The organism is Vibrio sp. AK197 (assembly GCF_053903115.1).
This window is the reverse complement of sequence record NZ_CP096429.1, coordinates 1,306,342-1,332,375: the sequence shown is the minus strand read 5'-3', so window position 1 is coordinate 1,332,375 and position 26,034 is coordinate 1,306,342. Positions and strand designations below refer to the sequence as shown.

Genomic DNA, 26,034 nt, shown 5'->3' with positions numbered 1-26,034 from the left:
AGCCAAATGGCTCGCTTTTTTCATTGCATAACAAGTTATGCTTATTGATAGTTTTCAATACTTGGACAAGAGCAAATCAAGTTGCGATCGCCGTAAACATTGTCCACACGGTTAACCGTTGGCCAGTATTTCCAAGCTTTCGTTGCCGGTGATGGGAAACAGCCCAGTTCACGTGAATAAGGGCGTTCCCAGCTTTGTTCTGCTAAATCGGCCTGAGTATGCGGCGCATTGACGAGCGGATTGTTGTCCAGTGGCCACTCTCCGGCTTCAACTTTCGCCATTTCTTGGCGAATGGCAATCATCGCATCACAGAAACGATCCAGCTCTTGAAGATCCTCTGATTCGGTCGGTTCTACCATTAACGTTCCTGCCACCGGGAAAGACATCGTCGGCGCATGGAAGCCGTAATCCATTAAACGCTTGGCAATGTCTTCTTCACTGATGCCGGTCTGCTCTTTGAGTGGACGAATATCGATGATGCATTCGTGCGCAACGCGACCTTGGGTTCCACGGTACAGCACAGGGTAGTGTGGGCGTAAACGCTCCATAACATAGTTAGCATTGAGAATCGCGACTTTGGTGGCGTCGGTTAGTCCCTGAGCCCCCATCATCGCAATGTAAGCCCATGAGATTGGTAAAATAGAAGCGCTACCAAAATCTGCGGCAGCCACGGCGTAGTCATTGCCTTCAATGCCATTTTCGATATGGCCTGGTAAGAAAGGCGCAAGGTGCGATTTGACACCAATTGGCCCCATGCCCGGGCCGCCGCCGCCATGTGGAATACAGAAAGTTTTGTGTAAGTTGAGGTGTGAAACGTCAGAGCCGATAAAACCCGGTGATGTTAGACCTACCTGAGCGTTAAGGTTGGCACCATCAAGGTACACTTGGCCACCCGCAGCATGCACCATCTCGCACACTTCTTTCACTTGTTCTTCGTAAACACCGTGAGTAGAAGGGTAGGTGATCATGATGCTTGAAAGTTGGTCTTTGTGTTTTTCTATTTTTTCGGCGAGATCATTGATATCAATGTTGCCGTTTTGGTCACACTTAACGACCACCACTTTCATTGACACCATCGATGCCGTTGCAGGGTTGGTGCCGTGGGCGGAGCTTGGAATCAAACATACGTTACGATGGCCTTCGCCACGACTTTGGTGGTAGCGCTGGATGGCGATAAGCCCGGCATATTCACCTGACGCCCCTGAGTTTGGTTGTAGCGAGAAGTCATCGTAGCCAGTGATTTCACACAGTTTTTGTTTTAAATCTGCGGCCAGTGCGGCATAGCCTGCGGCTTGTTCACTGGGTACAAAGGGATGCAGAGCGCCAAATTCAGGCCAAGTGATCGGCAGCATTTCCGCTGCAGCATTGAGCTTCATGGTACAACTGCCGAGTGGAATCATACCGTGGGTTAGCGAAAAGTCTTTATTTTCCAGCTGTTTTAGGTAGCGCATCATTTGCGTTTCACTGTGGTGCGTATTAAACACCGGGTGAGTCAGATACGCGCTAGTCCGACGACATGTTTCTGGAATAGCAGCCAATTCATTGGCGGCGATATCCGCTGAGAGTTCACTGATTTCTGCCGAGACACCAAATACGCTAGACAGTGCACTAATATCATCAGTGGTGGTGGTTTCATCTAGGCTGATACCCAGCTGACCCTTAAGTTTACGCAGGTTGATGTCCGCCTGCTGCGCTTTTTGATATAGGGACTCGGTATTCTCACCGCTATTGATGGTGAGCGTATCGAAGAAACTGTTATGCGCCAATTCATAGCCAGCTTTGGTGAGCCCTGCCGCGAGAATAGCTGTCATATGATGGGTGCGACGCGCGATGGTGCGTAAGCCTTCTGCGCCATGATAAACCGCAAAAAACGAGGCCATATTGGCCAGCAACGCCTGCGCGGTACAGATATTAGAGGTCGCTTTTTCGCGGCGAATATGCTGCTCGCGAGTTTGCATCGCCATGCGCAGCGCTTGGTTGCCTTTAGTATCAATCGATACGCCAATGACGCGACCTGGCATGGTGCGCTTGTGTTTATCACGAGTGGCCATAAATGCGGCATGTGGGCCGCCATATCCCATCGGTACGCCAAAACGCTGGGCGCTACCAATCACTACATCGGCACCCATTTCTCCCGCAGGTTTGAGCAATGCGCAAGCAAGAAGATCAGATGCCACCGCCACTAAGGTTTTGTTTGCTTGCGCTTTGGCAATTAAGTCGGTTAAGTCGCGAACTTCACCTGTGGTCGTTGGGTATTGCAGTAGCGCGCCAAATACATCTTGCTCCGGCAGTGAATCACTGTCTCCAATCATGACGTCAAAGCCGATAAATTCGGCGCGAGTTTTTATCACTTCTATGGTTTGCGGGTGGACATCATTAGCGACAAAGAACACGTTGCTCTTGCTTTTGCCTGCACGTTTACACAGCGTCATCGCTTCTGCTGCAGCGGTGGCTTCATCAAGTAGCGAGGCGTTGGCGATATCCATACCTGTCAGATCCATCACCATTTGCTGGAAATTAAGTAATGCCTCTAAACGGCCTTGAGAAATTTCCGGCTGATATGGCGTGTAAGCGGTGTACCAACCTGGATTTTCCAGCACATTACGCAAGATAACGTTGGGCGTGAACGTGTTGTAATAGCCTTGACCAATGAATGTACGCTTCACTTGGTTTTGTGAAGCAAACTGTTTCATGGCAATCAGCATATCGGCTTCGCTTTTAGCTTCAGCCAGTGTCATCGGGCTTTCAAGGCGAATTTGCGCCGGTACGGTTTGATCAATCAATTGATCCAAACTGGTGGCGTTAATGGTGTTGAGCATGGTTTGCTGGTCATCTGCATTGGGGCCATTGTGACGAGCAACGAATTCAGTTTGGGTGCTGAGGCTTTGAAGTAATTGTGTCATGATATCCTGTACCTTCTCGCAGCGCATTGCGCACTTAGAGGGCTAACTGTTCTTTACATCGGTGTGAGTGTCACCACTCAAATCAAAAAAGCTGCCCAGTTTAAAGGCAGCTTATGTTTCAATGACTTATTCGTCTTCAATTGACGCGCTGTACTCTTCAGCGTCTTTTAAGTTATCGAGTTCGCTTGGGTCAGACAGTTTGACTTTCACGATCCAACCACCTTCATAAGGTTCTTCATTGATAAGCTCTGGGCTATCTTCAAGCTCTTCGTTGATTTCGATGATCTCGCCTGTTACTGGGGCGTAGATATCAGAGGCTGCTTTGACAGACTCAACGAGAGAAAAGTTTTCACCGGCTTCGATTTCCGCTTCAACTTCAGGTAAATCGACAAATACGACGTCTCCAAGCATTTCTTGAGCGTGTTCAGAAATACCGATAGTTACGGTGCCGTCGCCATTATCACGAACCCACTCGTGGCTATCTGTAAACTTCAGTGTATTGTCCATTGTGTTATCTCCAAAAATACATAAGTGAGGAATTATTGGTAAAGCGGAAAACGGCGACACAGGTCTTGCACTTGTTTACGAACTTGTTGTTCTATCTGTGCATTGCCTTGTGGGTGAGTGGTTAACCCATCCAACACATCTCCAATCCAGTTACCGATAAGTTTAAATTCTTCTAAGCCAAAGCCGCGAGTTGTACCCGCGGGGGTGCCCAAACGGATCCCAGAAGTAATCATAGGTTTTTCTGAGTCAAATGGGATGCCATTTTTATTACAGGTGATGCCAGCGCGCTCTAGCGCTTGCTCTACTTGGTTGCCTTTTAATCCTTTGGGGCGCAAATCAACCAACATGAGGTGGGTATCGGTCCCACCGGTGACGATGTCACAGCCACGCGCTTGCAAGACTTCAGCGAGTACTTTGGCATTGCTGACGACACCATCAATATAGCGCTTAAACTCTGGCCCTAATGCTTCACCAAAGGCAACGGCTTTAGCTGCGATGACATGCATCAATGGGCCGCCTTGTAAGCCAGGGAAAACTGCGGAATTGATTTTCTTCGCGATGGATTCATCATTGGTCAGAATCATTCCGCCGCGCGGCCCGCGCAGTGTCTTGTGTGTCGTTGTAGTAACTACATCCGCATGAGGCAGTGGGCTCGGGTGAGCGCCAGTGGCGACCAAACCGGCAATGTGCGCCATATCGACCATCAGCAGTGCGCCCACTTCATCGGCAATTCGACGAAACTGAGCAAAATCAATTTGGCGTGGAATCGCCGAGCCACCAGCGATGATCATTTTAGGCTGATGCTCGATAGCCAGTTCACGGACTTGTTGGTAATCGATTTCTAAAGTGTCTGGCTGCACGCCATATTGGATGGCATTGAACCATTTACCAGAGAGAGCAGGACGCGCACCGTGAGTAAGGTGGCCGCCTGCATCCAGTGACATGCCTAAAATAGTATCACCGGGGGAAAGTAACGCTAATTTTACCGCGCCATTCGCTTGAGCGCCGGAGTGAGGTTGAACGTTTGCGTAACCACACTGAAAAAGTTGTTTAGCGCGTTCGATGGCGATGCTCTCGATACTATCGACATGCTCGCAGCCACCATAGTAGCGACGAGATGGGTACCCTTCCGCATATTTATTGGTTAAGCAGGTGCCTTGGGCTTGCATAACCGCTTTAGAGACGATGTTTTCTGAGGCGATCAATTCAATTTGATCATTTTGGCGAGTTAATTCTGCTTGAATGCCTGCGAATACCGCATCGTCCGTTGCGGTTAACGACGTGGAGAAGAAGTGCTCAAGGTGATAATTTGAATATGCGTGATTCATTGATAACCTTCCATTCCTTGGTTTTATCGCTATGGTCAAAAAGGTGAATCGACCACACGTCCTGCTCAATAAAAGCGAATTTACTTAACCTTTTTATTCTCTACATCATGTCGTGAATTATGATGTTTTCGTCTTAAGAGAACCATCATCAGGCTAACATGCTGGTAACATAGCTTGCCTGATACCAACAATCAACCAAAAATTTCCTATAGGAAACATGGTTTCTGTTTTTGTTAACAAGAGCACGGTATATTTATCCTCTTTGACTATCTTCACCTGAGGGTATGGTGCACAATGAAACGTTCAGCAGCCGTTCCTGCAATAAGTTAAAAAATAATGAGGGGATTATGTCCACTGATATTCACGATGAATACCCATCCCTAACACTCGAAAAACAATCGCTTGAGCAAGCTATTGAGCCTTTAAAGTTAGGTCAGCGACTCAAAGAAATTCGTAGTCGTTTAGGATTAACGCTGGAAGAGGCCAGTCAGCGCACAGGACTTGCTCGTTCGACGTTGAGTAAAATCGAAAATGAGCAAATTTCACCGACGTTTCAGGCGATGCAAAAACTGGCTAATGGTCTGCAGATAGACATGCCCCAACTCTTTGAGCCGCCGAGAAAAAAGGTTGCCACAGGGCGTCGCGATCTGACTCGAAATGAGCAAGGAAAACCCCATCCGACTCAGACCTACGAGCATGAGTTGCTCGCGACTCAACTTTCTAATAAGAAAATGATGCCATTCAAGAGCCGAATTCGCGCTCGCGCGTTCGAAGAATACAGTGATTGGGTTCGTCATGATGGGGAAGAGTTTTTATTGATCTTGTCTGGGCAAGTGATGTTCTATTCGGAGTTTTATGAACCTGTGGTTATGGAGCTAGGAGATAGCGTTTATTACGATGCCAATATGGGGCATATGTTGGTATCGGTGAGCGAGGAGGATGCGCAAATTCTCTGGGTGACGGCGAAATAATCACCGATTAGTAAAGTTTCCTATAGTGAAAGCAAACGTTTGCCATAGTGTAAACGTCGAGGTATAAGCGTCATTTGGAAGAGATGATCTTCGAAATGGCGCTTTTCTTTGCTAACTACCTTGCGTTGCTAAATTGTTAAAGGTCACGTTTTCAGGCTTTGACTGCTTGTTTATCGATGTAAAGCGCGGCATCCTGTTTATTATAGGAAACAAGCACCATGCTATCACGAATTGCCTTGATGGCTGATATTAGGAATTTCGCTGGGTTAATGGAGAACAGAATGACTGAGCAGCTTTTAAAAACCCCTTTACATGCAATGCATCTGGATGTTGGCGCCAAAATGGTTCCGTTTGCTGGCTATGATATGCCCGTTCAATACCCACTAGGTGTAAAGAAAGAGCACCTTCACACTCGTGAACATGCTGGGCTGTTTGATGTTTCACACATGGGCCAATTACGACTTCATGGTCAAGGGGCAGCAAAATTTCTGGAATCACTGGTGCCTGTTGATATCGTTGATTTATCACTAGGCAAACAGCGCTATGCATTCTTTACCAACGAGCAGGGCGGTATTATGGATGACTTGATGGTCGCGAACATGGGCGATCATCTGTTTGTGGTCGTGAATGCGGCTTGTAAATCGCAAGATATCACACATATTCAGGCGCATTTATCGCAAGACGTGGAACTTGAAGTCATTGCTGACCGAGCGTTGTTGGCTCTGCAGGGGCCAAAAGCGGCGGCTGTGCTCGCTAAATTGAATCCTAGTGTCGCTAATATGGTGTTTATGGATGTGGCGGCGATTGAGATCGCGGGTATTGCTTGTATTGTCAGTCGCAGTGGTTATACCGGTGAAGATGGCTACGAGATTTCTGTTCCAGCAGCGCAAGCCGAGCAATTAGCAAAACGACTAACCGAAGAGGATGAGGTCGAATGGATTGGTCTTGGTGCTCGCGATTCTCTGCGTTTAGAGTGTGGTTTATGCTTATATGGGCATGATTTAGACACCACGACAACACCAGTGGAAGCCAGTTTGCTATGGGCGATACAAAAAGTGCGTCGCAAAGGTGGCGAACGTGAGGGAGGATTCCCCGGCGCTGATGTTGTGCTTGATCAAATTGAAACAAAAGCAGTAAGCCGCAAACGCGTTGGTCTTGTTGGTCAAACCAAAGCACCTGTGCGTGAGGGAACAGAGCTGTTTGATGGCGAAGGTGCGCAGATTGGTGTAGTAACCAGTGGAACTGCCGGGCCCACTGCCGGAAAGCCTGTATCGATGGCGTATGTTAGGACCGAGTTTAGTGCGGTTGGTACCGAAGTGTACGCGGAAGTTCGCGGTAAAATGCTTCCTATGACCGTCGAGAAAATGCCGTTTGTACCTCAACGCTATTATCGCGGTGAGTAACCCACATAATTCGATGTTTGTTCTAATTATGTAAGAAAGTATGAAGCCTCCCTTAAAGGAGGCTTTTTTTATGGTCGTGTTGGTTATAGTAGTTACTAAGGTTTTGTAGTTGGTGTACCCCATGAACAGATATCAATCTTTCTATTTATCACTACTTGTTTCGATGAGTGCCGTCGCTGAATCGGATGTGACGACTTATATCGTTAATGGGCAAGATGTAGCGGTCAGTCAATATCCATCAACAGTGGCCTTTTTTGTCGACTCGATAGAATACAATCGGACGTATTATCCTGGCAGCTTTTGCGGCGGTACCTACTTAGATGACACCCATGTGCTAACGGCCGCTCATTGCTTCTACAATGATGAGGAAGCACGCTTGTTTACCGTTGCTGTCGATAATATTCAAAACGAATCTGATTACCCAATTGCTCGGCGTGGCATTCGAATCAGTGAAATCTACTACCCGAGTAGCTATCGTGACGACGCTTCGTTACTTTTCCCCGATGATATTGCGATCGTGACATTGGAAAGTGCGATGTCTAATGGTTCGCCGATCAACGTTGCCGATAACGAAAGTTATCGTAGCACCAGCCAAACCTTTATCGCTGTTGGCCATGGCAATACCCGAACCGGTGTTGATGATGCGGATTCATTGCAAGCGGCGACATTGAACTATGTGACCAATTCAGACTGCCAAGGAGAGTTTTATGATGGGGCCTCTTTAACCCACAAACAGATCTGCTTTGATGGTGATTTCGCAGAGGCTACAGGTCTTAAGAATGCGGTGTGTAGTGGCGATTCCGGAGGCGCAGTGTATTGGCAAGATGGAAGTGCGCTTCGACAGGTGGGGATCACCAGTTTTGGCCCTGTGACATGTGGTGACCCTGAAATGGAGGTGACATCGGTATTTACGGAACTGACAGATTATCGGGTTTGGATTGATAATGTACTCTCTGGCCAAATTCAACCAACGCTCACCAGTAGCGACTCAGAGAGACAAGCCTACATTGACCGTTATGGATATATTGGTGGCGCGCCGACAACAGAAAACAATGTTGAAAGTAGCGAAAGTACTCAAACATCAAGTGGCGGCGGTGGTAGCCTGAACTTTATATGGTTAGCAGGATTATGGATGCTGAGCCGTCTAAGGCGCCGACAATTACGTAAATAATCTACATTTTATAACATCATTCAAAAGGGTGGCCTAAAATAAGATATGGTCACCCTTTTTGTTTAGGTGTTGGTGTATGCGGTGTTGTCGTTTTTTGATCTTGTGGTTGTTTTCTTGGAGTGTCTCTGCTGTTGAGGTTATGCCATTTATCGTCAATGGCTCGAATGCCAATATTGCCAACTATCCTTCATTTGCGAGTTTGTTTTACCGTACTGATGCTGTCTATAGTCCACGAAGTTTTTGTGGTGCAACGGTTATTAATGCCAGCTATGTTCTGACGGCGGCTCATTGTCTTTTTGATGATAAGAACGTGATGCTCTATACCGTTATTGCGCCGCAATTAGATGACGAGAGTGACTTTTTGAACAGCGCCCAGGCGAGAGCGGGTGAGTTTTATTTTCGCAGTGATTACAGTGATGAAGCCTCCAAGCTTTGGCCGAACGACATCGCGATTATTAAAACCGCAACGGCGATGAACATCGGCAGTTACTACAACGTGCTCAACATGACCTACAACAACAGCTTTCCGAGTGGCGCGAGGTTTTTTGCCATCGGCCATGGGGCCATCGAAGGCAACGCTCAAGGAGGGACACAGTTACTTGAGGCAGAACTCAACTTAGTACCAACCAGCACCTGCATTGCTTACTTTGGCAATGCCATTACCAGTAAGCAATTGTGTTTTTCTGGCCCTGTTTCTGGTGATTATCAAAACGCAACATGCAGCGGCGATTCTGGTGGGCCGGTCTATTGGTTTGATGGTGTAAACTATCAACAAATTGGTTTGACCAGTTTTGGTACTGCCGTATGCGGAAAAAAAGAGGCGACAGTCACTTCGGTATTTACGGATATTTTTGATTACCAAACGTGGATTAATCGTGTCATTACCGGACAAGTCAGTCCCGATTACTATGTCACTGTGCAAGATGGCACTCGCGTATTGGTCGATAATACGACTCAATCGGAGGAAGTGGCCAGCCGCAATTCTAACTCTTCCGGAGGTGGGGTCTTAAATTGGACACAATTCGTACTATTTGTGTGGCTTTTAATACTTCGGCGAAGACGAATATTCCATTAAAGACTCACTTTATTGTCATTCTTGTCACGAAATTTACAGCTAAAAGTGCCAATATGCTTAAATCTCAAAGATAAGATATATTTAATAAATGATTGATTGTAAAGTTTAATTAGGGCAATGATGTCGTTTAGTACGGGTAAGGCTGTGTTGACTAATTGTACCTAAACGATAGTTTTAACTTTACACATCGAAGTCGAGCTGGAGAGGTTCAAAATGACAACTAACACGACTCATCAATTAACCTTGTTATCAGATGTCAGCATGCAGTCGAAACTATTCAAGGATTCGTTAGAAAAAGGTATTCAGTTAGATGTAAACATCGTGTCAGTGTCTGAGTTGGCTCAAGAAAACGCTTCTCAGCCGGATTTGGGTGACTTTGTTCTGATTGATTACCATTATCTGGATGATGAAAAGTTCGAAATGTATAACCAGGCCAAGGGTTCTTTAAGCAGCAACATTCGCGAGATAGTGATTAACTGTCCCAAAGATGTTCCTTCTTCCCATTTATTTAAATGGCGCAACCTGGTAGGTGTTTTCTATGTTGACGATGACTTGTCACTCCTTTTAAAAGGAATGCAAAAGATCATGCAAGACGAAATGTGGTTATCTCGCAAAGTGGCTCAGGATTATATTGAGCATTTCCGCTGCGCGAACACGGTAACTACATCTCAGGTTTACGCGAATTTAACTAAGCGTGAGAAAGAGATTATTCGCTTGCTCGGTCATGGGGCGTCGAATTTACAAATTGCTGATGAATTGTTTGTAAGTGAGAATACCGTCAAAACGCATTTACATAATATCTTTAAGAAAATTAATGCGAAAAATCGTCTGCAAGCATTGCTTTGGGCGAACAACAATATTGCTCTTGAAGAACGCGTTTGATAGGGATGAAAAAGGGAGCTTGAGCTCCCTTTTCTGTTTTTGCTAATTGACCATTTGGTCGTTCACCCCTTAGCTTAATCGTAGATAGTCGGGATTGGCTGGCGTTTGTGCTGCGTTGCCTTGTAAACACTGATCAGTTTTTCGGTCACGTGCTCGGCGACAGGCTTACCTTCAAGGAAATCGTCAATCTGGTCGTAGGTGAGGCTTAAAGCTTCTTCATCCGCTTTTTGAGGAGAGAGCTCTTCAAGATCGGCGGTTGGTGTTTTTGTCACTAACACATCAGGCGCGCCAAGCGTTGCCGCTACTTCACGAACCTGACGCTTGCTTAAACCAAACAGCGGCGCGATATCGCATGCCCCATCACCAAACTTGGTGTAGAAACCAGTGATGTTTTCAGCAGAATGATCCGTACCCAATACTAACCCGCCGATGTATCCGGCGATTTCATATTGAGCGACCATGCGCGCGCGCGCTTTGACGTTACCTTTCACAAAATCGACTTTGGATTCGTCTTCTGGAAGTAAACCTGTGTTCTCCAACGCATCATGAGTCGCGGCATGAATACCGTCGACGCCTGGCTTTACGTTGACGGCAACGGAGTGGGTCGGCTGGATGAAAGACAGGGCAATTTGCGCTTCGTCTTCATCTTTTTGCTCGCCATAAGGCAGACGCACGGCAACAAACTGATAAGCGGGCTCTGGCAGCTGTTCGTTTAACTGGTCGACCGCAAGCTGGGCTAACCGACCACAGGTGGTTGAGTCGATACCACCGCTGATACCCAGAACCAACGCTTTGCAGCCAGATTCTTGCAGCTTGCGCTTGATGAAGTCGACACGTCGAGTAATTTCAAAATGCGGGTCGATGGATGGCAAAACGCGCATCTCATCTCGAATTAACTGTTCCATTAGTTTCTTTCCTGCAGCAATGTTATTTATGAGTCTATTGGTAATATCATACCGAAATGAGAGAATTAAAAAACTGTGATCACCGTTTTCAGAATCAAAAGGGACACCCATGCTCAAAATTGCGGTCTTCGGAAGTGCATTTAACCCACCAAGTCTCGGCCATAAGAGTGTTATTGAGTCGTTGACTCATTTCGATAAAGTTTTGTTAGTTCCAAGTATTGCTCACGCTTGGGGTAAAGAAATGCTCGATTACTCGCAGCGTTGTAAGCTGCTCGATGCATTCATTGAAGACTTAGGGTTTGATTGGGTGGAGCGTAGCGATGTTGAGACGGAACTTCATACGCCAGGGCAAAGCGTGACGACTTATGACGTTTTGGAACGCATTCAACAGATTTGGCAAAAATCTGACATAACCTTTGTCATTGGACCAGATAATTTGCTCAAATTTCATCAATTCGCTAAATGCGATGAGATTTTACGTCGCTATTATGTGATGGCGTGTCCAGAAAAGATCCCAGTGCGAAGCACGGAGATCCGTCAGCGATTGAGTCAAGGCACTCGCGTTGATGACCTGACCACACCGAGTGTTGCAACGATGTTGCGAGAAACGGATTGGTACCAAGAATGATGAGGATGTTGGGTCATGATAAAAAGGTGTTGTTTTGTTGCTCTGTGCCTTTTTAGTTTGCAAACGAACGCTTGCGATCTGTTTGAACCTAACATCAATGATGATGCTGATTCTGTCTTATTCCACTCAAGCCAAGGCGTGTGCTTTTCGCTGGTCGATGGTATGGAATATAACCCCGACAAGCAGCGTGAGCTCAATAATTTGCTCGATGACGATGAGCAGGGGGGCGATGGCTATTGGTCTGATTGGATTTTAAACTCTGAGACCAATCCGGTACTGACTCAAACTTTGGCTTCCAGCTATTTTGGTATCGGTGTGTGGATGCCATCCGAACTCGAGGCTAACTTCGAGCTCGACAATGCTGAAGCGTGGATTCGCAATCACGGCCTCCAGTTTAGCCTAGGTATTGGCGATAAAAAACGAGGTGAGCCTCGCATGCGAATCGACTATCGCTGGCATGAAGTGTATGAAGGCGATGTGATGATGCAAGTCGAACTGCCTTTCTAATCATGTGATTTAAATCAAGGGCATGGAATATCAACGTGCGTCGCGTTGAGATTGAAAGATGCCTTTCTTATCTTTTTTAAACTCTTTTTAACTCAAAACCACACTGCAACGATGATTTCGTGGTACTTGATGTGTATCAGACCCTCAAGCATTTGTATTGAATTTTGATGACACGTGTAAGAATAAAGTCGTTATTGACCTTGTTTTGACATTGCTACAACCAAGGTATGAATGGCTAAAAGATGACCTAAGATAACAGGCGACTCTTGCTCCGCATATTTCGATTGAGATTTCACTCACATACGTTAGAATGTCACCCCTACTTAGGATGCTGCATCCGTATTTGCAGCAAAATGAGTATTTCCGATTTAAATTCACCAATGCATGGCGGCCAATGGGCAGCGATGCGTTGCAAATAACAAGTGTTGCTTGGTATGCAACACCACTGTAAAGGACATAACATGCCTATTATTACTCTTCCTGACGGCAGTCAACGTCAATTTGATAACCCTGTTTCAACGCTTGAAGTCGCGCAATCTATTGGCCCTGGTCTTGCGAAAGCAACCATTGCTGGCCGTGTGGATGGTGTTCGTGTTGACGCGTGCGATTTAATCGAAAGCGATGCGAGCCTTGAGATCATCACCACCAAAGATGAAGTCGATGGTCTAGAGATTGTGCGTCACTCATGTGCGCACTTATTGGGTCACGCATTAAAACAGTTGTTCCCAGAAGCCAAAATGGCAATCGGTCCTACTATCGATAGTGGTTTCTACTATGATATTGACCTTGAGCATTCATTGACGCAAGACGATCTCGACAAGATTGAAAAGCGCATGAAAGAACTGGCGAAGACCAAATACCCAGTTATCAAGAAAAATGTAAGCTGGCAGGAAGCGCGTGATACATTTGAATCACGCAGTGAGCCTTATAAGATCGAAATCTTGGATGAAAATGTGGCTCGTGATGACCGTCCAGGCCTATATCATCATGAAGAATACATCGATATGTGTCGTGGCCCTCATGTGCCTAACATGGGCTTCTGCCAACACTTTACGCTGCTAAATGTTGCAGGCGCTTACTGGCGTGGTAACAGTGACAACAAGATGTTGCAACGTATCTACGGCACGGCTTTCCATGATAAGAAAGCATTGAAAGCGCATTTAACTCGTCTTGAAGAAGCGGCGAAACGTGACCACCGTAAACTGGGTAAACAGCTTGATCTGTTCCATATGCAGCAAGAAGCGCCGGGTATGGTCTTCTGGCATCATAATGGTTGGTCAATTTTCCGTGATCTTGAAGTATTTATCCGTGATAAGCTGACAGAATACGGTTACCAAGAAGTTAAAGGTCCTCTTATGATGGATCGCGTTCTTTGGGAACGCTCTGGTCACTGGGACAAATACGCAGATGCGATGTTTACGACGTCATCGGAAAACCGCGAGTACGCGATTAAACCGATGAACTGTCCAGGCCACGTGCAAATCTTTAATCAAGGTTTGAAGTCGTACCGCGACTTACCACTGCGTATGGCCGAGTTTGGTTCTTGTCACCGTAATGAACCGTCTGGTGCGCTACACGGTATTATGCGTGTACGTGGCTTCACTCAAGATGATGCACATATTTTCTGTACAGAGAATCAAATTCAAGATGAAGTGACCAACTGCATTAAGATGGTTTACGATACTTACCAAACTTTCGGGTTTGAAAATATCGTAGTTAAACTATCAACTCGTCCAGAACAGCGAGTTGGCAGTGATGAAATTTGGGACCAATCAGAAGAAGCGCTGAAATTGTCACTTGAATCCATGGGTATTGATTATGAGATTCAAGAAGGAGAAGGCGCATTCTATGGACCAAAAATCGAATTCACATTGTATGATTGCCTAGACCGCGCATGGCAATGTGGTACAGTTCAATTGGATTTCAACTTGCCGGGCCGTCTAGGCGCGACTTATGTTGGTGAAAATAATGAACGTTTGGTTCCAGTGATGATTCACCGAGCTATTTTAGGTTCGCTTGAACGCTTCATTGGAATTTTAATTGAAGAATACGCTGGATTTTTCCCAACCTGGCTGTCTCCTGAACAAGTTGTCGTCATGAGTATTACAGACAAACAGTCTGATTATGCTCAGGAAGTTGCTCAAAAACTGCAAAAATGTGGAATTAGAGCAAAAGCGGACTTGAGAAATGAGAAGATTGGCTTTAAAATCCGCGAACATACTTTAAAGCGGGTACCGTACATGCTGGTATGTGGTGACCAAGAAATGGAAGCCGGAGAAATCGCAGTTCGTACTCGTAAAGGTAAGGATCTTGGTAAATTTAAAGTGGATGAGTTTGTTTCTTACATCCAAGAAGAGATCTCGAGCCGTAAGCTCAATCTGGAGGAATAAGCTATTAAAGGTGGAAGACGTGGCCAACAACCGGCCAAACAAAACCCACACCGTTTAAACGGTGAAATTCGTGGCGTTCGTGAAGTTCGTTTAACAGGCGCTGATGGTGAATCAGTTGGTGTTGTTTCAATTCAAGAAGCTGTAGCTGCTGCTGAAGAAGCAGGTATGGATTTGGTTGAAATTAGTCCTAATGCTGAGCCGCCAGTATGCCGAGTAATGGACTACGGTAAATTCCTCTTTGAAAAGAGCAAAGCTGCTAAAGAGCAGAAGAAGAAGCAAAAGCAGATTCAGATTAAGGAAGTTAAATTCCGTCCTGGAACTGACATAGGAGACTATCAGGTAAAACTACGCAACCTGACTGGTTTCCTTGAAGAAGGCAACAAAGTGAAGGTAACAATTCGCTTCCGTGGCCGAGAAATGGCTCACCAAGACATCGGTGTTGACGTTTTGAACCGTTTGAAAGAGGACACAGAAGAAATCGCTGTGGTTGAATCTTTCCCTAAACGGATTGAAGGTCGCCAGATGATTATGGTTTTAGCCCCTAAGAAGAAGTAATTAACGGCTTGCAAGTATCAAAGCTCAGCCGTCTTAAGCGGCTGGACTTTGTTCGCCCTAATTACGTGTTTATTAAACTACTACAATGCGGAGTTCTTCATCATGCCTAAGATGAAATCCAACAAAGGTGCTGCTAAGCGTTTCAAGAAAACAGCTGGTGGTATTAAGTACAAGCACGCTACAAAACGTCACATCTTGACTAAGCGTACTACTAAGAACAAGCGTCAGCTTCGTCCAAATGCAATCCTTCCAAAATGTGAAGTAGCTGCAATTGCACGTATGCTTCCATACGCTTAATTCTTTTAGTTAATTTATCGTTTAGTTTAGGAGAGACATAATGCCTCGCGTAAAACGTGGTGTACAAGCTCGTGCACGTCATAAGAAAGTTCTAAAACAAGCTAAAGGTTACTACGGAGCACGTTCACGTGTTTACCGCGTAGCTTTCCAAGCAGTCACCAAAGCTGGTCAATACGCTTACCGTGACCGTCGCAACAAGAAACGTCAATTCCGTCAACTGTGGATTGCACGTATCAACGCGGCATCTCGTCAAAATGGTCTATCTTACAGCCGTTTCATTAACGGTCTTAAGAAAGCATCTATCGAGATCGACCGTAAGATCCTTGCGGACATCGCGGTATTCGACAAAGCTGCATTTGCAGTTCTAGTTGAAAAAGCAAAAGCTGCACTTTAAGTCGTAGCTTGCTAGGTTATTAAAAGGAGAGCAATAGCTCTCCTTTTTTACGTCTATAGGTTCGATAAGGGGCTGAGCACACCGCTTGCTCCACGGTCTAATACATGTGTATAGATTTGAGTGGTTTTTAAATCTGAATGTCCCAATTGTTCTTGCACCGTTCGAATATCAGCACCAGATTCAAGTAAGTGAGTTGCAAAAGAATGCCTTAACGTATGGCACGTTACATTCTTATCTATCCTTGCATCCAACGCTGCCCGTTTAACCGCTCTTTGCAGCGCGACTTCATTGATATGATGGCGCCGAGTCAATCCAGATTGAGGATCGACACTCATTCGCGTTGAAGGAAACAGATAGTGCCAGTTAAAATCTGTTTCACAGCCAGGGTATTTACGACGTAATGATTCCTTGACCCAAACTCCTGCGTATCCCGCCGTTTGGATATCTTTATCATAATAGCGTTTTGCTAGTGCTTGTTGTTCTTTAATTAATGTATGTGTCTCCTTTGCGAGGGTTACCACTCGATTCTTTCCCCCTTTTCCTTGCCAGATACGTACAGCGCCAAAATCAAAATCGATATCTTGAATGCGTAAGCGAACACATTCCATAAGCCGAAGACCAGATCCATATAGCAACATGATATGGAGTTTATACCTCGGGTCGATATGTTGGATAAATCGACGCATTTCTTCTTTGGTGAGAACCACAGGCAACTTTCTATCTATACTCGAACGTTGAAACTTTAGCTCTTCACTAAGTGGTGTTTTAAAGTAATCACGATAGAGGAATTGCAGCGCATTTAGCGCCAGTGCTTGGGTTTTGGCCGCGACTTTTTTATTGACAGCTAAATGCGTTAAGAAGTCTTCTACCTCGACACTCGTCAATTTAGACGGGTGCTGCATATCATGAAAAATGATAAACCGCTTTATCCAATCTAAGTAAGCTTGTATCGTTTTAGTCGAATAATAGCGCGAGTGCATGTAGTCTTTTAATGCAAGGATAAATTGTGATTTCAATGAATCAGCCTGTTCTTTTATACATGCCAATACTTTAGTCCTCGTTTGAAAATTAGAAAACTTTTTGCAACCTAACTCCTACCCAAGTAATAACAATTCATCTTATTTCGATATGTATTTCAGAAGTTTGTGTGACGTAAATGCTCCCGAACAAGCAGTAATTATGGCATAGTGAAAAGCAGCAAAAGCGTCAAAAAGATGTATAGAAAGCGTTATGCGACTGAGGAAAATTTCAGTATTTCTTCAAATTCGTTGTCTTTGGCCATTCGTTTTTTGGTGTCGGCAAATCGGCATTTGCGGCCCAGGTTCTTTAATCACTTAACCGCTTTTAGGTTTCAAGGTTCGATCTGATTGCCTCATTAAATTTCTGTGTTTGGGCGCTGAAAGTTTGTCTGGCTCAAAGTTGTGGAAAGGCCAAATTTACGGAAAGCCGGCATTTGCTGAAATTTCGGCTCGTTGAGTTTCTCGCAAGCAAAAGCTAACTTTTCGCTGTAAAGCCGCGTTCCGCGCTTGTGGCAAGTTCGCAGGCTAAGAGTTGGCTCCGTTGGTTCTTGAATCACAAAAAATAAGCTACGTGTTTGTGGTTTTTCGTATTTAAGGTAATGTTTTCTTTAGTAAATTAGCGTGGTGGCAAATTCGCATAACAAAGCGTTCAAGAGCGATTCCGCAACGCGTGCCATTTTCGCTTCGCTCAAGTTTGGCACACATTACGTCACGCCTTAACGCGGCGTTAGTTTTATGGAGGAAGTAATGGACATTGAGATATGGATGTCTTTTGTATTGGCTTCAATTGTATTAGTTTTGTCACCGGGACCAACGGTACTTTTAGTTATTGGGCAAAGTCTAGCGTATGGTCGTAAATCTGTTGTACCTATGATTTTAGGTGTTATTTCTGGCGACATAGTGGCGCTGACATTCTCTCTTCTAGGGGTTGGTGCTATTCTTTCGACTTCGTCATTCGTTTTTAATACTATGAAATGGATTGGTGCTATATATCTTATTTATTTGGGTATTAAAGCATGGCGAAGCCCCATATCTACGGGTGACGTAGATGTTTATCCGATAGGTAAATCTTGGAAAGTGTACCGAGATTCATTTTTAGTTACGGCGTTAAACCCCAAAGGGCTGGCATTTTTCTTAGCATTTCTCCCGTTATTTATCTCACCCAACGAGTCTAATGTCGGTATGCAAATGCTAATTCTGGCAATGACTTTTATCTTAGCGTCATTTTGCAGTGTAAGTTTTTACGCTTATTTTGGCGGACGCATTCGTGGCTATGTATCTTCCGAGAAAGGGCAAAAGTTATTCAATAAGTTTAGCGGTAGTATGTTGGTCAGCGCGGGGGCAATTACATCAACGCTGAAACAATAAAACTAACAAGGCGTTCAAGAGCGATTCCGCAACGCGTGCCAGTTTCGCTTCGCTCACAGTATGGCACGCATAACGTCACGCCTTAACGCGGCGTTATGCAACATGGAGGAAGCTTAAGATGAGTAAGACATATAAAGGTTCTTGTTTGTGCGGAGGCATCCGGTTTTCTGTTAATGGTTTCAGTGAAAAAGCGGCAAACTGTTATTGCTCAATGTGTCGTAAATTTCATGGTGCAGCTTTTGGAACTTTGGTCGGAGTGCGAGGGTTAAAGTGGCTTTCAGGCGAGCAATTGTTAAAAGAGTTCGTTGCATCCAATGGTACTATTCGAACTTTCTGCTCCGAATGTGGTTCGAGTTTAGGCTTCCGTGTCAAAGGTTCAACTCATGATGAAATAGAGTTAGCTATCTCCACGTTCGACGACGATATACCAGTAAAAGTAGATGCCCAAATTTACACAGTGTATAAGGCAAATTGGTGTCACCTAGACCCTAAATTACCTGTGTTCACAGAGGGGCGTGAAGGTTAGGCGTACACCTTTGGGCTTGTTGCATAACAAACGCTTTAAGACGGATTCGCAACGCTTGGCGGTTTTGGTTTCATTCGGCTTTAGTGTTTACGGTGTAATGGTTTAGTGTCGTGGTAGCGTTGCTCACCACTTAAGCGGGCGTTAGTTGGCAGGGAAACATGTTAGAACATCAACTAGAAAAGTTAATTAGAAATACTCCTGAGCTAATGGAAACTGCTCAAGCATGTATTGAGGTAGGATTACCAGACTACTTCATTGCAGGCGGTTCAATCACACAACTGATTTGGAACTCACTCTCAGGTGAAAGACCACTCAAGAACGTTAAGGATTTCGATATTGTTTACTTCGATAACGCTAGTACCTTTAATGAAGAAAGCTACAGCAGCCGAATTAACAGTATTGTGAAGCATGAAGTTCCAATTGATGTGGTAAACCAAGCACGTGTTCATGAATGGTATCCTCATAGATTTGGGCAAACTATACCTGCATATACAAAAGTAGAGCAGGGCATTGATTCTTGGTTATCTGCATTTGCAATCGGATTTAAGTTAAATTCAAACGGTATAATGCGTATTTACTCGCCTTATGGGCTATCTGATGCGTTCAATAAAAGGGTAAAGCCAAATCCCATTGCAATGACGCGCGAAAGCTACAATCAAATGATCGGTGGTTATCGTAAGCGTTGGCCTGACATTACAGTGGAGCCTTGGGAATAGCCAACTAACAAACGCTTTAAGACGGATTCGCAACGCTTGGCGGTTTTGGTTTCAATTGGCTTTTGTGGTTACGGTGCAATAATTTAGTGCAGTGGTAGTGTTGCTCACCACTTAAGCGGGCGTTAGTAGGTGACAGGAGGCTAAGTGGAATTCTATATAAATGGTGATGTACCTGACATAGTCGGTAAGCTTTGTGAGCAGTTTTACCTTGAACAAATCCAAGGCTCTCAAACCACTCATGCTCAAGCAAATGTCGCGTACTTTCGGTTCGATTCTCAGTGGTTGAAGTTGTACTTCGATGGTAACACTATATTTTGGCGTATGTGCACTAAGCCAACAGACCCGGTAAATAGTGATTTTTCTTCTTACAGTGCACTGGTTAATTTTAGTGAAATTACGGGGGTTTGCCGACATACCCTAAAGCACATTGAACAGTCCACTGATAAAGATGTAGTCATAGTCTCTCTCGCTTTCGATAGTGGGGTGATTTTGAAATTTGAATACTTTAGCTTGGATGATTATACGAAAGTCACCTACTAACAAACTGTTCAAGCAGATTCGGCACGCGTGGCATTTTTGGTTTGCAGAGAGTTTTGTGTTTACGAAGCAGTGCAGAGGCTTTTGTATAGCGTGCCTCACTACTTAACAGGGCGTTAGGCAAAAACAGGAAGGAATCGTGGAAGTCAGCTGTCATTGTGGAAATGTTGAAATTACATTGGTTTTTTCTCCGAACGAACTTGGGAAATGTAATTGTTCAATATGCCGTCGTTATTTTGCTCTTTGGGCTTACTATGCTCCGAAAGACGTTAAGATAAAATTCCAAACTGAGAAAACGGTTTTCTATATTTGGGGCGACAGAGAGGTTGAATTTCATCGGTGTAATATATGTGGTTGTATTACTCATTACGTAACAACGGAGAAATGCAGCGAAGATATTGTGGCGGTAAATATGCGTATGGCGGAGGTCGAAGCATTATCGAAGATCCCGGTAAGGGAAATAGATGGAGCATCTCGCTAAATTTGCCTAACAAGGCGTTTAAGAGCGATTCCGCAACGCGTGCCAATTTCGCTTCGCTCACAGTATGGCACGCATAACGTCACGCCTTAACGCGGCGTTATGCGACAAGGCAAAATTTTTAGGTTTCTTTAAATTTAATCTCTTTGGCAATACGTGTTTTCGGTTTCGGCAAATCAGCATTTTCGGCTCAAATTCTTGAATCACTCAAACCGTAAAACATGCCAAAGTTCGTGATGTTGCCTCATTCAAAATTGTATTTGGTCGGGGAAAGTTTTTCGCGTGTAAAGTGTGGAAAGGGCAAGTTTATTGAAAGTCAGTATTTGCTGAAATCCTGGCTCGTTAAGTTTCTCGTAAGTAAAAGCCAAAGCTTCGCTTTAAGGCAGCGTTCCGCACCTGTGGCAGTCTTTCCTAGAAATGTTGAATCCGTCGGTTCTTGAATCACAAAAAGTTATCTACGCGTTTGTAGTTTTTCGTGTTTAAGGTAATGTTTTCGTTAGCCAATTCAGCATTGTCGAAAAATCGCATAACAAACAATTTAAGCAGATTCGCAACGCGTGGCAGTTTTGGTTTGCAGTGAGTTCTGTGTTTATGGCGCAATGCGTCAGCTTTTGTATTGCGTTGCTCACTACTTAATTGGGCGTTAGCTGCTCACACTATGAGGTAATTTCTCTATAAAAACTATTAAGGAGTATTTGATTTGATCGCGCGTGCGGTGGTTCTTACTACCAATATCTGTTCTGAACTTGAACTCAAGGCTCATGTTCCTTTTGCTTGGCGCTTTTTCACCAATAAAAAAAGATTGATCAAGTACTATAAGAGTGCGTTAAAGACATTGCTTACCAGTCGTAAGGATGAGCTGAAATTTTACGCTCATCAAAAGTCCTTTTCTCATATGACATTATCGGTAGCTTTTTGGCACTATGATTTACATTGGAATGTATGGAGTAAAGAAGGCATGGATTTTGAGCGTCATCCAAATTGTTCTCCTAATCCCTTTATAATTCTCTCCGATTTTGAAGTGGGTAATTCAAATATCTCAAGGTTACGAGATATCTTTGAAGGTTGGGAAGTGCTGGGGTCTCTTGATGAAAGTGATGACGATGACAAAACTGAGTTTTTTATTAACCTTGCTCATGAAGCTCTAGCTGTTGCAATTCAGAGCAGAACGATAAAACCGTTGTTTTTGGAAATCTTTGCCGAAAATTCAAATATTGACGATGCTCTTTTCAACGAAAGAGTCCGAGTCAGAGATGAAGAAGGGCATTTTGATATTAATTTCTTAGATCTTATTCAACAACGCAGCTAACAAAGCATTTAAGAGTGATTCGCAACGCTTGGCGTTTTCGCTTCGCTCAAGTATAGCCAAGCGCCGCTCACACCTTAATGCGGCGTTATGTAACAAGGTAAGTATGGAATTATTAGTTGAAATCTCGGCTATTCTTGGTTTTGTCATTAGCGTAATAACATTCGTTTTGACTCGCTGGGAGCGGCGAAGAATAATTGAAATAGAAATTTTTGACGCTATGGCATATGAACTGTCGGACTTTGAAGGCTGGCCTAAAGAAAGTGAGCACGAATATGTGATGAAAGTTAGGTTCACGAATCTGGGTTCTCAAGCTGTGATTATAAAACCAAAAACCTTGTTGATTGAAAGCAACGGCAAAGTGTTTTATCTAGACAGATTTGATTTCGTTGGAATGGATAGTTTCAAAGAGGTAATAACGCCTATGTCATCAGCGTACATTGGTATATTTCAGTCTGATATCCTTGAAACTTTATCGATTTCTTCGCCTGAAAAATACGACGATGAGGCTTTTAATAAGCTCTACAGACTAAACATTTCGGTAAAAGACCATAAAGGTAGATGTTATCGGAATAATCGTTATTCGTACCATGAAGCTATTGCACAATATGTTACATAACAAAGCGTTTAAGAGCGATTCCGCAACGCGTGCCAGTTTCGCTTCGCTCACAGTATGGCACGCGTCACGTCACGCCTTAACGCGGCGTTATAACACATTTGAGTTCATCGATTAAAAAGGAACAAAATGGAAGCATATTGGAATCCGATGGTTCCTGAATTATCAGTAAGCAATTTCGAAGAATCTTTGAATTTCTATCAAAATTTGCTTGGTTTCAAAGTTAGGAACCGACGTTCTAACCCAGACTTTGCTTACTTGGAAAATGAAAAGGTTCAAGTCATGCTTGAGCAAATTCATGATACTGGTTGGGTCACAGGAGAAATGGAATATCCGTTAGGACGAGGTGTCAATTTTCAAATGGAGTTAACGGACATTTCACCGATACTAGAGCGTTTAAATGCAGCTAATGTTGTACTTTATCGAGAGCCAAACGAGAGTTGGTATGATGAAGGTAATGTACTTTCAGGTCAGCGCGAGTTTTTAGTCCAAGATCCGGATGGTTATCTGTTACGTTTTACCCAGTATTTGGGCGAAAAAAGTAAATAAGGTCATTGTGTTATAACAAAGCGTTTAAGAGCGATTCCGCAACGCGTGCCAGTTTCGCTTCGCTCACAGTATGGCACGCATCACGTCACGCCTTAACGCGGCGTTATGTTTCACTTTTATTTAGAAGAAATAAAAGGTTTTTGGTGCTTATTTCTTTAGTCTCTTTGGCACTTCGTTCGAGTTGTCTCAGCAATTCAATATTGTCTGCCCAAGTTCATGAATCCCTCAAAAATAATCACGCTTCAAATTTCGTGGGTTGCTTCAATTTGAAATCGCTTCTGCGCGTTGATAATCGGTTTGGCTTACAGTCGCTTTGGTTCTATTCCCCAATTAGCACGTCGCCAGCGGGGTTTTCGGCAATTTAAATTTTGTCTTTCGCTGTTTTGAAAGGGATGCAATCGCTCGCTAAAAACTATCAAAGTTGCCTCAATCAAATTCCTGGGAATTACGCGATTTGTGTTGATCGCTTTTGTCGGATGATTCCACGACGTCGTGTGACGTAAGTTAAACAATTCTTTATGCAATAGAGTTCTTTGCCATGTAAGCGAGCCGGTTGTGGTAAAACATAACAAAGTGTTTAAGAGGGATTCGTCAACGCGTGGCACTTTCACTTCAAATTGGTTTAAGTGATTAAGGCGGTCATATCCGCTTTGGCGGTAGCGTTGTCTCACCCCTTAACACGGCGTTAGTTGGTTCAAAGGATTGCAAGCTATGTATAAACAAACAGAAGTTAATAAAGTATTACTAACCCTCCTTTTTATCCTAAGCGCGATCATAATATTTACGTCTAGCCACGTAAGCAGCGCAGTGATTGCATTATTAATCAATTTGGTTATAGCTGTATTGTTTTACTCTATGACAGTCGGAGTAAGTGGAAATAAAATTTACTGGTATTTTGGTTTCGGCTTTCTTCGCAAAGAAGTGGAACTGTCTGACATTGTACAGACTTCACTTTATGAGACTAAGTGGTATCAAGGTATAGGGATCCGTATGTTAAAAGATGGCTGGCTGTACAATGCTTCTGTGGGTAAAGCTCTTAAGTTAACACTGACTAGTGGTAAAAATGTTTATCTTGGGTGCAAAGACTGGAAAGGTCTTCAGAACGCGTTAAACTCCACCAACTAACAAAGCATTCAAGAGGGATTCACAACGCTTGGCAGTTTTGGTTTGAATCGGCTTTAGTGTTTACGGCACAATGGTTTAGTTTGGGTGGAATGCGTTGTTCACCCCTTAATGCGGCGTTAGTTGCCAACGAGGAAAAACGTACCTAAAGCAGAATGTTTAGGTCTAATGTTCGTGTGTTTTTGGCTAGGCTTTCTTATTTCAATTTATAGTTATTTGGGTTTGTGAAAGTCGTTCTTTGGTTTCTTGTGCGGTTTGATTTTTCTGTTTCAGAAACTGATTTACTTTCTGGAAGTCAGCTTTGTAATATTGTCTTCTCAAAAGAGCTTATTTGGTGTTGTTAGGTCGTGTTCTACGGCGCTGTTTGTTCCAAGTGGTTTCAGTGACAGGTGCTTTGAAACTGCGCCTGATTTGAGTTTTCCAAAATACGTAAAGCAAGTGTTGGCAAAGCGGTAATTAACTTCAAATGAAAGCGTTAGGTTTGGCAACTAACAAAGCATTCAAGAGGGATTCACAACGCTTGGCAGTTTTGGTTTGAATAGGCTTTAGTGATTACGGCACAATGGTTTAGGTTAGGTGGTGGCGTTGTTCACCCCTTAATGCGGCGTTATGTATCACATGAGGATTTATGGAATTAGCTAGCTTTAAAGACGATTTGTGGCAGCTTCGGAACGGAGAAGTATGTCATAGAGATCATCCTGATACTTTTTGGATTCCTTCCTTAAACGATAGGAAAGCCTTGAAAGTTGGGGATGCTGCTAAAGTAATTTTGGAAATCGAGTGTGAAGATGAAGCTGGTGAAATTCACATTGAATCTGAGCGAGGGTACTTAATCGTATCTGAAATTGTCGGCGATAAGTTTATCGGTATACTGGATTTCCAACCTTGTTGCGTTGAAGCGAATGAAGAAAGCGTATATCTGGGTTTTGGTGTGGAAATTCCTTTTGGCCTAGAACATATCATCGATATAGATCGACCACCACAAGACTATATTGATTGGCAATTAGGCCAAAAGCCAGAAAAAGTCTGGTATCGTCGCTGATACATAACAAACTGTTCAAGCAGATTCGGCACGCGAGGCATTTTTGGTTTGCAGTGGTTTTTGTGTTTACGGAGTAGTGCAGAGGCTTTTTTATGGCGTGCCTCACTACTTAACAGGGCGTTAGTTGCTAGGTGAAAATTAAAAAGGTATGGAGGTTTTATGTCTAATAAAAGATCTGAAGAAGACAATACAAGAACGACTGGTTCTGCCGTTGGTGGAGCAATATTGGGAGCATCTCTAGGTGGACCCGTTGGGGCTATTATTGGTGGTGTAATTGGTGCTGCTCTTGGTGAATCAGTCAACGATTCTAAACGAGCAGAACGTAAAAAAACGCCATTAAACGACAATCAATCAAAGGGAGGAAATCGTGGATAAAGTAATGCTTATTCCTTCTGCTATTTTGGGGCTCCTTCTAGTTTTTTTATATTTATGGCGCTGTTGGAAAACTGGCACAGAATTTAATCATGCAGTTATGATAAATAGTGTTTTTCAAGCAAGTGGTATTGTCTGTGGTGTATTTTTGATTGCAGGTGTATTTTTTCCTGAAGCTAAGGCTATGGTTTCAGGTATAGATATCTATATTTTCGTAAGTGGTCTTGCGGTTTTTGCGGTATCAGCACAAGGCTTTCATCGTGATGCTATTCAGCCAACAAAAGAACAAGAAAGTAATAATGTCCAGGTGCACGCGGAGGAAAGCAACTAACAAGCAATTCAAGCAGATTCGCAACGTGTGGCATTTTTGGTTTGCAGTGAGTTTTGTGTTTACGGCGCAATGCGGCAGCTTTTGTATTGCGTTGCTCACTACTTAATTGGGCGTTATGCAACATGGAGGAAGCTTA

28 protein-coding genes are annotated in these 26,034 nt (G+C 44.0%); 23 read left to right on the top strand and 5 right to left on the bottom strand.

Going from position 1 to position 26,034, the window contains the following annotated elements; all coding sequences use genetic code 11:
• Window positions 1–41 precede the first annotated feature (41 nt).
• The 3 genes from gcvP to M1D72_RS06095 form a co-directional block, all read right to left on the bottom strand.
• A complete protein-coding gene (gene gcvP / locus M1D72_RS06105) occupies window positions 42–2,903 on the bottom strand; it encodes an aminomethyl-transferring glycine dehydrogenase (RefSeq protein WP_456294923.1) in 2,862 nt (953 codons plus the stop codon).
• Window positions 2,904–3,029: 126 nt separating this feature from the next.
• Window positions 3,030–3,410, bottom strand: coding sequence for a glycine cleavage system protein GcvH (gene gcvH, locus M1D72_RS06100; protein WP_390192002.1), 381 nt, complete (start codon window positions 3,408–3,410; stop codon window positions 3,030–3,032).
• A 32-nt stretch (window positions 3,411–3,442) separates the two neighbouring features.
• Window positions 3,443–4,738 (bottom strand): serine hydroxymethyltransferase, encoded by a 1,296-nt coding sequence (locus tag M1D72_RS06095; protein WP_390192001.1) that lies wholly within the window; start codon window positions 4,736–4,738, stop codon window positions 3,443–3,445.
• 347 nt (window positions 4,739–5,085) lie between these two features.
• Between M1D72_RS06095 and M1D72_RS06090 the strand changes: the two genes are divergently transcribed.
• The 5 genes from M1D72_RS06090 (at window position 5,086) to M1D72_RS06070 (ending at window position 10,240) form a co-directional block, all read left to right on the top strand.
• Window positions 5,086–5,709: a helix-turn-helix domain-containing protein gene (locus tag M1D72_RS06090; RefSeq protein WP_390191999.1), complete on the top strand. Its 624-nt coding sequence runs from the start codon at window positions 5,086–5,088 to the stop codon at window positions 5,707–5,709.
• 281 nt (window positions 5,710–5,990) lie between these two features.
• Window positions 5,991–7,112, top strand: a complete 1,122-nt coding sequence (gene gcvT, locus M1D72_RS06085) for a glycine cleavage system aminomethyltransferase GcvT (protein WP_456294922.1) — start codon at window positions 5,991–5,993, stop codon at window positions 7,110–7,112.
• 121 nt (window positions 7,113–7,233) lie between these two features.
• Window positions 7,234–8,283, top strand: a complete 1,050-nt coding sequence (locus M1D72_RS06080) for a S1 family peptidase (RefSeq protein WP_456294921.1) — start codon at window positions 7,234–7,236, stop codon at window positions 8,281–8,283.
• A 76-nt stretch (window positions 8,284–8,359) separates the two neighbouring features.
• Complete coding sequence (locus tag M1D72_RS06075; protein WP_456294920.1) at window positions 8,360–9,358, top strand: S1 family peptidase; 999 nt, start codon at window positions 8,360–8,362, stop codon at window positions 9,356–9,358.
• Between the two features lie 213 nt (window positions 9,359–9,571).
• The gene (locus M1D72_RS06070) at window positions 9,572–10,240 is read left to right on the top strand and encodes a LuxR C-terminal-related transcriptional regulator (protein WP_390191991.1); all 669 of its coding nucleotides are present in this window, start codon (window positions 9,572–9,574) and stop codon (window positions 10,238–10,240) included.
• 74 nt (window positions 10,241–10,314) lie between these two features.
• Here the strand turns inward: M1D72_RS06070 and nadE are convergent, their stop codons facing one another.
• Entirely contained in the window at window positions 10,315–11,145 is an 831-nt protein-coding gene (nadE, locus tag M1D72_RS06065; protein ID WP_456294919.1) for an ammonia-dependent NAD(+) synthetase, read from the bottom strand.
• A gap of 109 nt (window positions 11,146–11,254) precedes the next feature.
• Here nadE and M1D72_RS06060 point away from each other — a divergent pair, with 109 nt between their 5' ends.
• From M1D72_RS06060 to rplT, 6 genes are all read left to right on the top strand, one after another.
• On the top strand, window positions 11,255–11,773 hold the full coding sequence (locus tag M1D72_RS06060) for a nicotinate-nicotinamide nucleotide adenylyltransferase (protein ID WP_456294918.1): 519 nt from the start codon (window positions 11,255–11,257) through the stop codon (window positions 11,771–11,773).
• 15 nt (window positions 11,774–11,788) lie between these two features.
• A complete protein-coding gene (locus tag M1D72_RS06055; protein ID WP_390191985.1) occupies window positions 11,789–12,280 on the top strand; it encodes a hypothetical protein in 492 nt (163 codons plus the stop codon).
• 461 nt (window positions 12,281–12,741) lie between these two features.
• The gene (gene thrS, locus M1D72_RS06050) at window positions 12,742–14,670 is read left to right on the top strand and encodes a threonine--tRNA ligase (RefSeq protein WP_456294917.1); all 1,929 of its coding nucleotides are present in this window, start codon (window positions 12,742–12,744) and stop codon (window positions 14,668–14,670) included.
• Between the two features lie 3 nt (window positions 14,671–14,673).
• Window positions 14,674–15,225 (top strand): translation initiation factor IF-3, encoded by a 552-nt coding sequence (gene infC, locus M1D72_RS06045; RefSeq protein WP_390193248.1) that lies wholly within the window; start codon window positions 14,674–14,676, stop codon window positions 15,223–15,225.
• A 102-nt stretch (window positions 15,226–15,327) separates the two neighbouring features.
• Complete coding sequence (gene rpmI, locus M1D72_RS06040; protein WP_390191979.1) at window positions 15,328–15,522, top strand: 50S ribosomal protein L35; 195 nt, start codon at window positions 15,328–15,330, stop codon at window positions 15,520–15,522.
• Between the two features lie 40 nt (window positions 15,523–15,562).
• Entirely contained in the window at window positions 15,563–15,916 is a 354-nt protein-coding gene (gene rplT, locus M1D72_RS06035; protein ID WP_004401084.1) for a 50S ribosomal protein L20, read from the top strand.
• Window positions 15,917–15,969: 53 nt separating this feature from the next.
• Here rplT and M1D72_RS06030 read toward each other — a convergent pair whose 3' ends face one another.
• Entirely contained in the window at window positions 15,970–16,932 is a 963-nt protein-coding gene (locus M1D72_RS06030; RefSeq protein WP_456295611.1) for an integron integrase, read from the bottom strand.
• Between the two features lie 750 nt (window positions 16,933–17,682).
• Between M1D72_RS06030 and M1D72_RS06025 the strand changes: the two genes are divergently transcribed.
• The 12 genes from M1D72_RS06025 (at window position 17,683) to M1D72_RS05970 (ending at window position 25,898) form a co-directional block, all read left to right on the top strand.
• Window positions 17,683–18,303 carry a LysE family translocator gene (locus M1D72_RS06025; protein WP_456294916.1) on the top strand — a complete coding sequence of 207 codons (621 nt, stop codon included), beginning with the start codon at window positions 17,683–17,685 and terminating at the stop codon, window positions 18,301–18,303.
• Between the two features lie 118 nt (window positions 18,304–18,421).
• Window positions 18,422–18,829, top strand: coding sequence for a GFA family protein (locus M1D72_RS06020; protein WP_193061373.1), 408 nt, complete (start codon window positions 18,422–18,424; stop codon window positions 18,827–18,829).
• Window positions 18,830–18,987: 158 nt separating this feature from the next.
• Entirely contained in the window at window positions 18,988–19,545 is a 558-nt protein-coding gene (locus M1D72_RS06015) for a nucleotidyltransferase family protein (RefSeq protein ID WP_456294915.1), read from the top strand.
• Window positions 19,546–19,689: 144 nt separating this feature from the next.
• The gene (locus M1D72_RS06010) at window positions 19,690–20,085 is read left to right on the top strand and encodes a hypothetical protein (RefSeq protein WP_456294914.1); all 396 of its coding nucleotides are present in this window, start codon (window positions 19,690–19,692) and stop codon (window positions 20,083–20,085) included.
• 136 nt (window positions 20,086–20,221) lie between these two features.
• Window positions 20,222–20,563, top strand: a complete 342-nt coding sequence (locus M1D72_RS06005) for a GFA family protein (protein ID WP_456294913.1) — start codon at window positions 20,222–20,224, stop codon at window positions 20,561–20,563.
• Window positions 20,564–21,260: 697 nt separating this feature from the next.
• Window positions 21,261–21,869, top strand: a complete 609-nt coding sequence (locus M1D72_RS06000; RefSeq protein WP_061035664.1) for a hypothetical protein — start codon at window positions 21,261–21,263, stop codon at window positions 21,867–21,869.
• 103 nt (window positions 21,870–21,972) lie between these two features.
• Complete coding sequence (locus M1D72_RS05995; protein WP_456294912.1) at window positions 21,973–22,485, top strand: hypothetical protein; 513 nt, start codon at window positions 21,973–21,975, stop codon at window positions 22,483–22,485.
• Between the two features lie 126 nt (window positions 22,486–22,611).
• A complete protein-coding gene (locus tag M1D72_RS05990; protein WP_456294911.1) occupies window positions 22,612–23,031 on the top strand; it encodes a bleomycin resistance protein in 420 nt (139 codons plus the stop codon).
• A 711-nt stretch (window positions 23,032–23,742) separates the two neighbouring features.
• A complete protein-coding gene (locus tag M1D72_RS05985) occupies window positions 23,743–24,156 on the top strand; it encodes a hypothetical protein (RefSeq protein ID WP_456294910.1) in 414 nt (137 codons plus the stop codon).
• 625 nt (window positions 24,157–24,781) lie between these two features.
• The gene (locus M1D72_RS05980; protein WP_456294909.1) at window positions 24,782–25,195 is read left to right on the top strand and encodes a hypothetical protein; all 414 of its coding nucleotides are present in this window, start codon (window positions 24,782–24,784) and stop codon (window positions 25,193–25,195) included.
• A 159-nt stretch (window positions 25,196–25,354) separates the two neighbouring features.
• The gene (locus M1D72_RS05975) at window positions 25,355–25,570 is read left to right on the top strand and encodes a hypothetical protein (protein ID WP_456294908.1); all 216 of its coding nucleotides are present in this window, start codon (window positions 25,355–25,357) and stop codon (window positions 25,568–25,570) included.
• A complete protein-coding gene (locus tag M1D72_RS05970; protein WP_456294907.1) occupies window positions 25,563–25,898 on the top strand; it encodes a threonyl-tRNA synthetase in 336 nt (111 codons plus the stop codon). Before M1D72_RS05975 ends, M1D72_RS05970 begins: the two co-directional genes overlap by 8 nt.
• Window positions 25,899–26,034: the final 136 nt, after the last annotated feature.

Bases quoted from the DNA above. Each gene is read 5' to 3' on its own strand.
- M1D72_RS05995 (WP_456294912.1), top strand. From the start codon at position 21,973: ATGGAATTATTAGTTGAAATCTCGGCTATTCTTGGTTTTGTCATTAGC.
- M1D72_RS06025 (WP_456294916.1), top strand. From the start codon at position 17,683: ATGGACATTGAGATATGGATGTCTTTTGTATTGGCTTCAATTGTATTA.
- gcvH (WP_390192002.1), bottom strand. From the start codon at position 3,410: ATGGACAATACACTGAAGTTTACAGATAGCCACGAGTGGGTTCGTGAT.
- rplT (WP_004401084.1), top strand. From the start codon at position 15,563: ATGCCTCGCGTAAAACGTGGTGTACAAGCTCGTGCACGTCATAAGAAA.
- M1D72_RS05980 (WP_456294909.1), top strand. From the start codon at position 24,782: ATGGAATTAGCTAGCTTTAAAGACGATTTGTGGCAGCTTCGGAACGGA.
- M1D72_RS06060 (WP_456294918.1), top strand. From the start codon at position 11,255: ATGCTCAAAATTGCGGTCTTCGGAAGTGCATTTAACCCACCAAGTCTC.
- M1D72_RS06075 (WP_456294920.1), top strand. From the start codon at position 8,360: ATGCGGTGTTGTCGTTTTTTGATCTTGTGGTTGTTTTCTTGGAGTGTC.
- gcvT (WP_456294922.1), top strand. From the start codon at position 5,991: ATGACTGAGCAGCTTTTAAAAACCCCTTTACATGCAATGCATCTGGAT.
- thrS (WP_456294917.1), top strand. From the start codon at position 12,742: ATGCCTATTATTACTCTTCCTGACGGCAGTCAACGTCAATTTGATAAC.
- M1D72_RS06070 (WP_390191991.1), top strand. From the start codon at position 9,572: ATGACAACTAACACGACTCATCAATTAACCTTGTTATCAGATGTCAGC.
- M1D72_RS06090 (WP_390191999.1), top strand. From the start codon at position 5,086: ATGTCCACTGATATTCACGATGAATACCCATCCCTAACACTCGAAAAA.
- M1D72_RS05990 (WP_456294911.1), top strand. From the start codon at position 22,612: ATGGAAGCATATTGGAATCCGATGGTTCCTGAATTATCAGTAAGCAAT.
- M1D72_RS06020 (WP_193061373.1), top strand. From the start codon at position 18,422: ATGAGTAAGACATATAAAGGTTCTTGTTTGTGCGGAGGCATCCGGTTT.
- M1D72_RS05985 (WP_456294910.1), top strand. From the start codon at position 23,743: ATGTATAAACAAACAGAAGTTAATAAAGTATTACTAACCCTCCTTTTT.
- nadE (WP_456294919.1), bottom strand. From the start codon at position 11,145: ATGGAACAGTTAATTCGAGATGAGATGCGCGTTTTGCCATCCATCGAC.
- M1D72_RS05975 (WP_456294908.1), top strand. From the start codon at position 25,355: ATGTCTAATAAAAGATCTGAAGAAGACAATACAAGAACGACTGGTTCT.
- gcvP (WP_456294923.1), bottom strand. From the start codon at position 2,903: ATGACACAATTACTTCAAAGCCTCAGCACCCAAACTGAATTCGTTGCT.
- M1D72_RS06015 (WP_456294915.1), top strand. From the start codon at position 18,988: ATGTTAGAACATCAACTAGAAAAGTTAATTAGAAATACTCCTGAGCTA.
- rpmI (WP_390191979.1), top strand. From the start codon at position 15,328: ATGCCTAAGATGAAATCCAACAAAGGTGCTGCTAAGCGTTTCAAGAAA.
- M1D72_RS06055 (WP_390191985.1), top strand. From the start codon at position 11,789: ATGATAAAAAGGTGTTGTTTTGTTGCTCTGTGCCTTTTTAGTTTGCAA.
- M1D72_RS06080 (WP_456294921.1), top strand. From the start codon at position 7,234: ATGAACAGATATCAATCTTTCTATTTATCACTACTTGTTTCGATGAGT.
- M1D72_RS06095 (WP_390192001.1), bottom strand. From the start codon at position 4,738: ATGAATCACGCATATTCAAATTATCACCTTGAGCACTTCTTCTCCACG.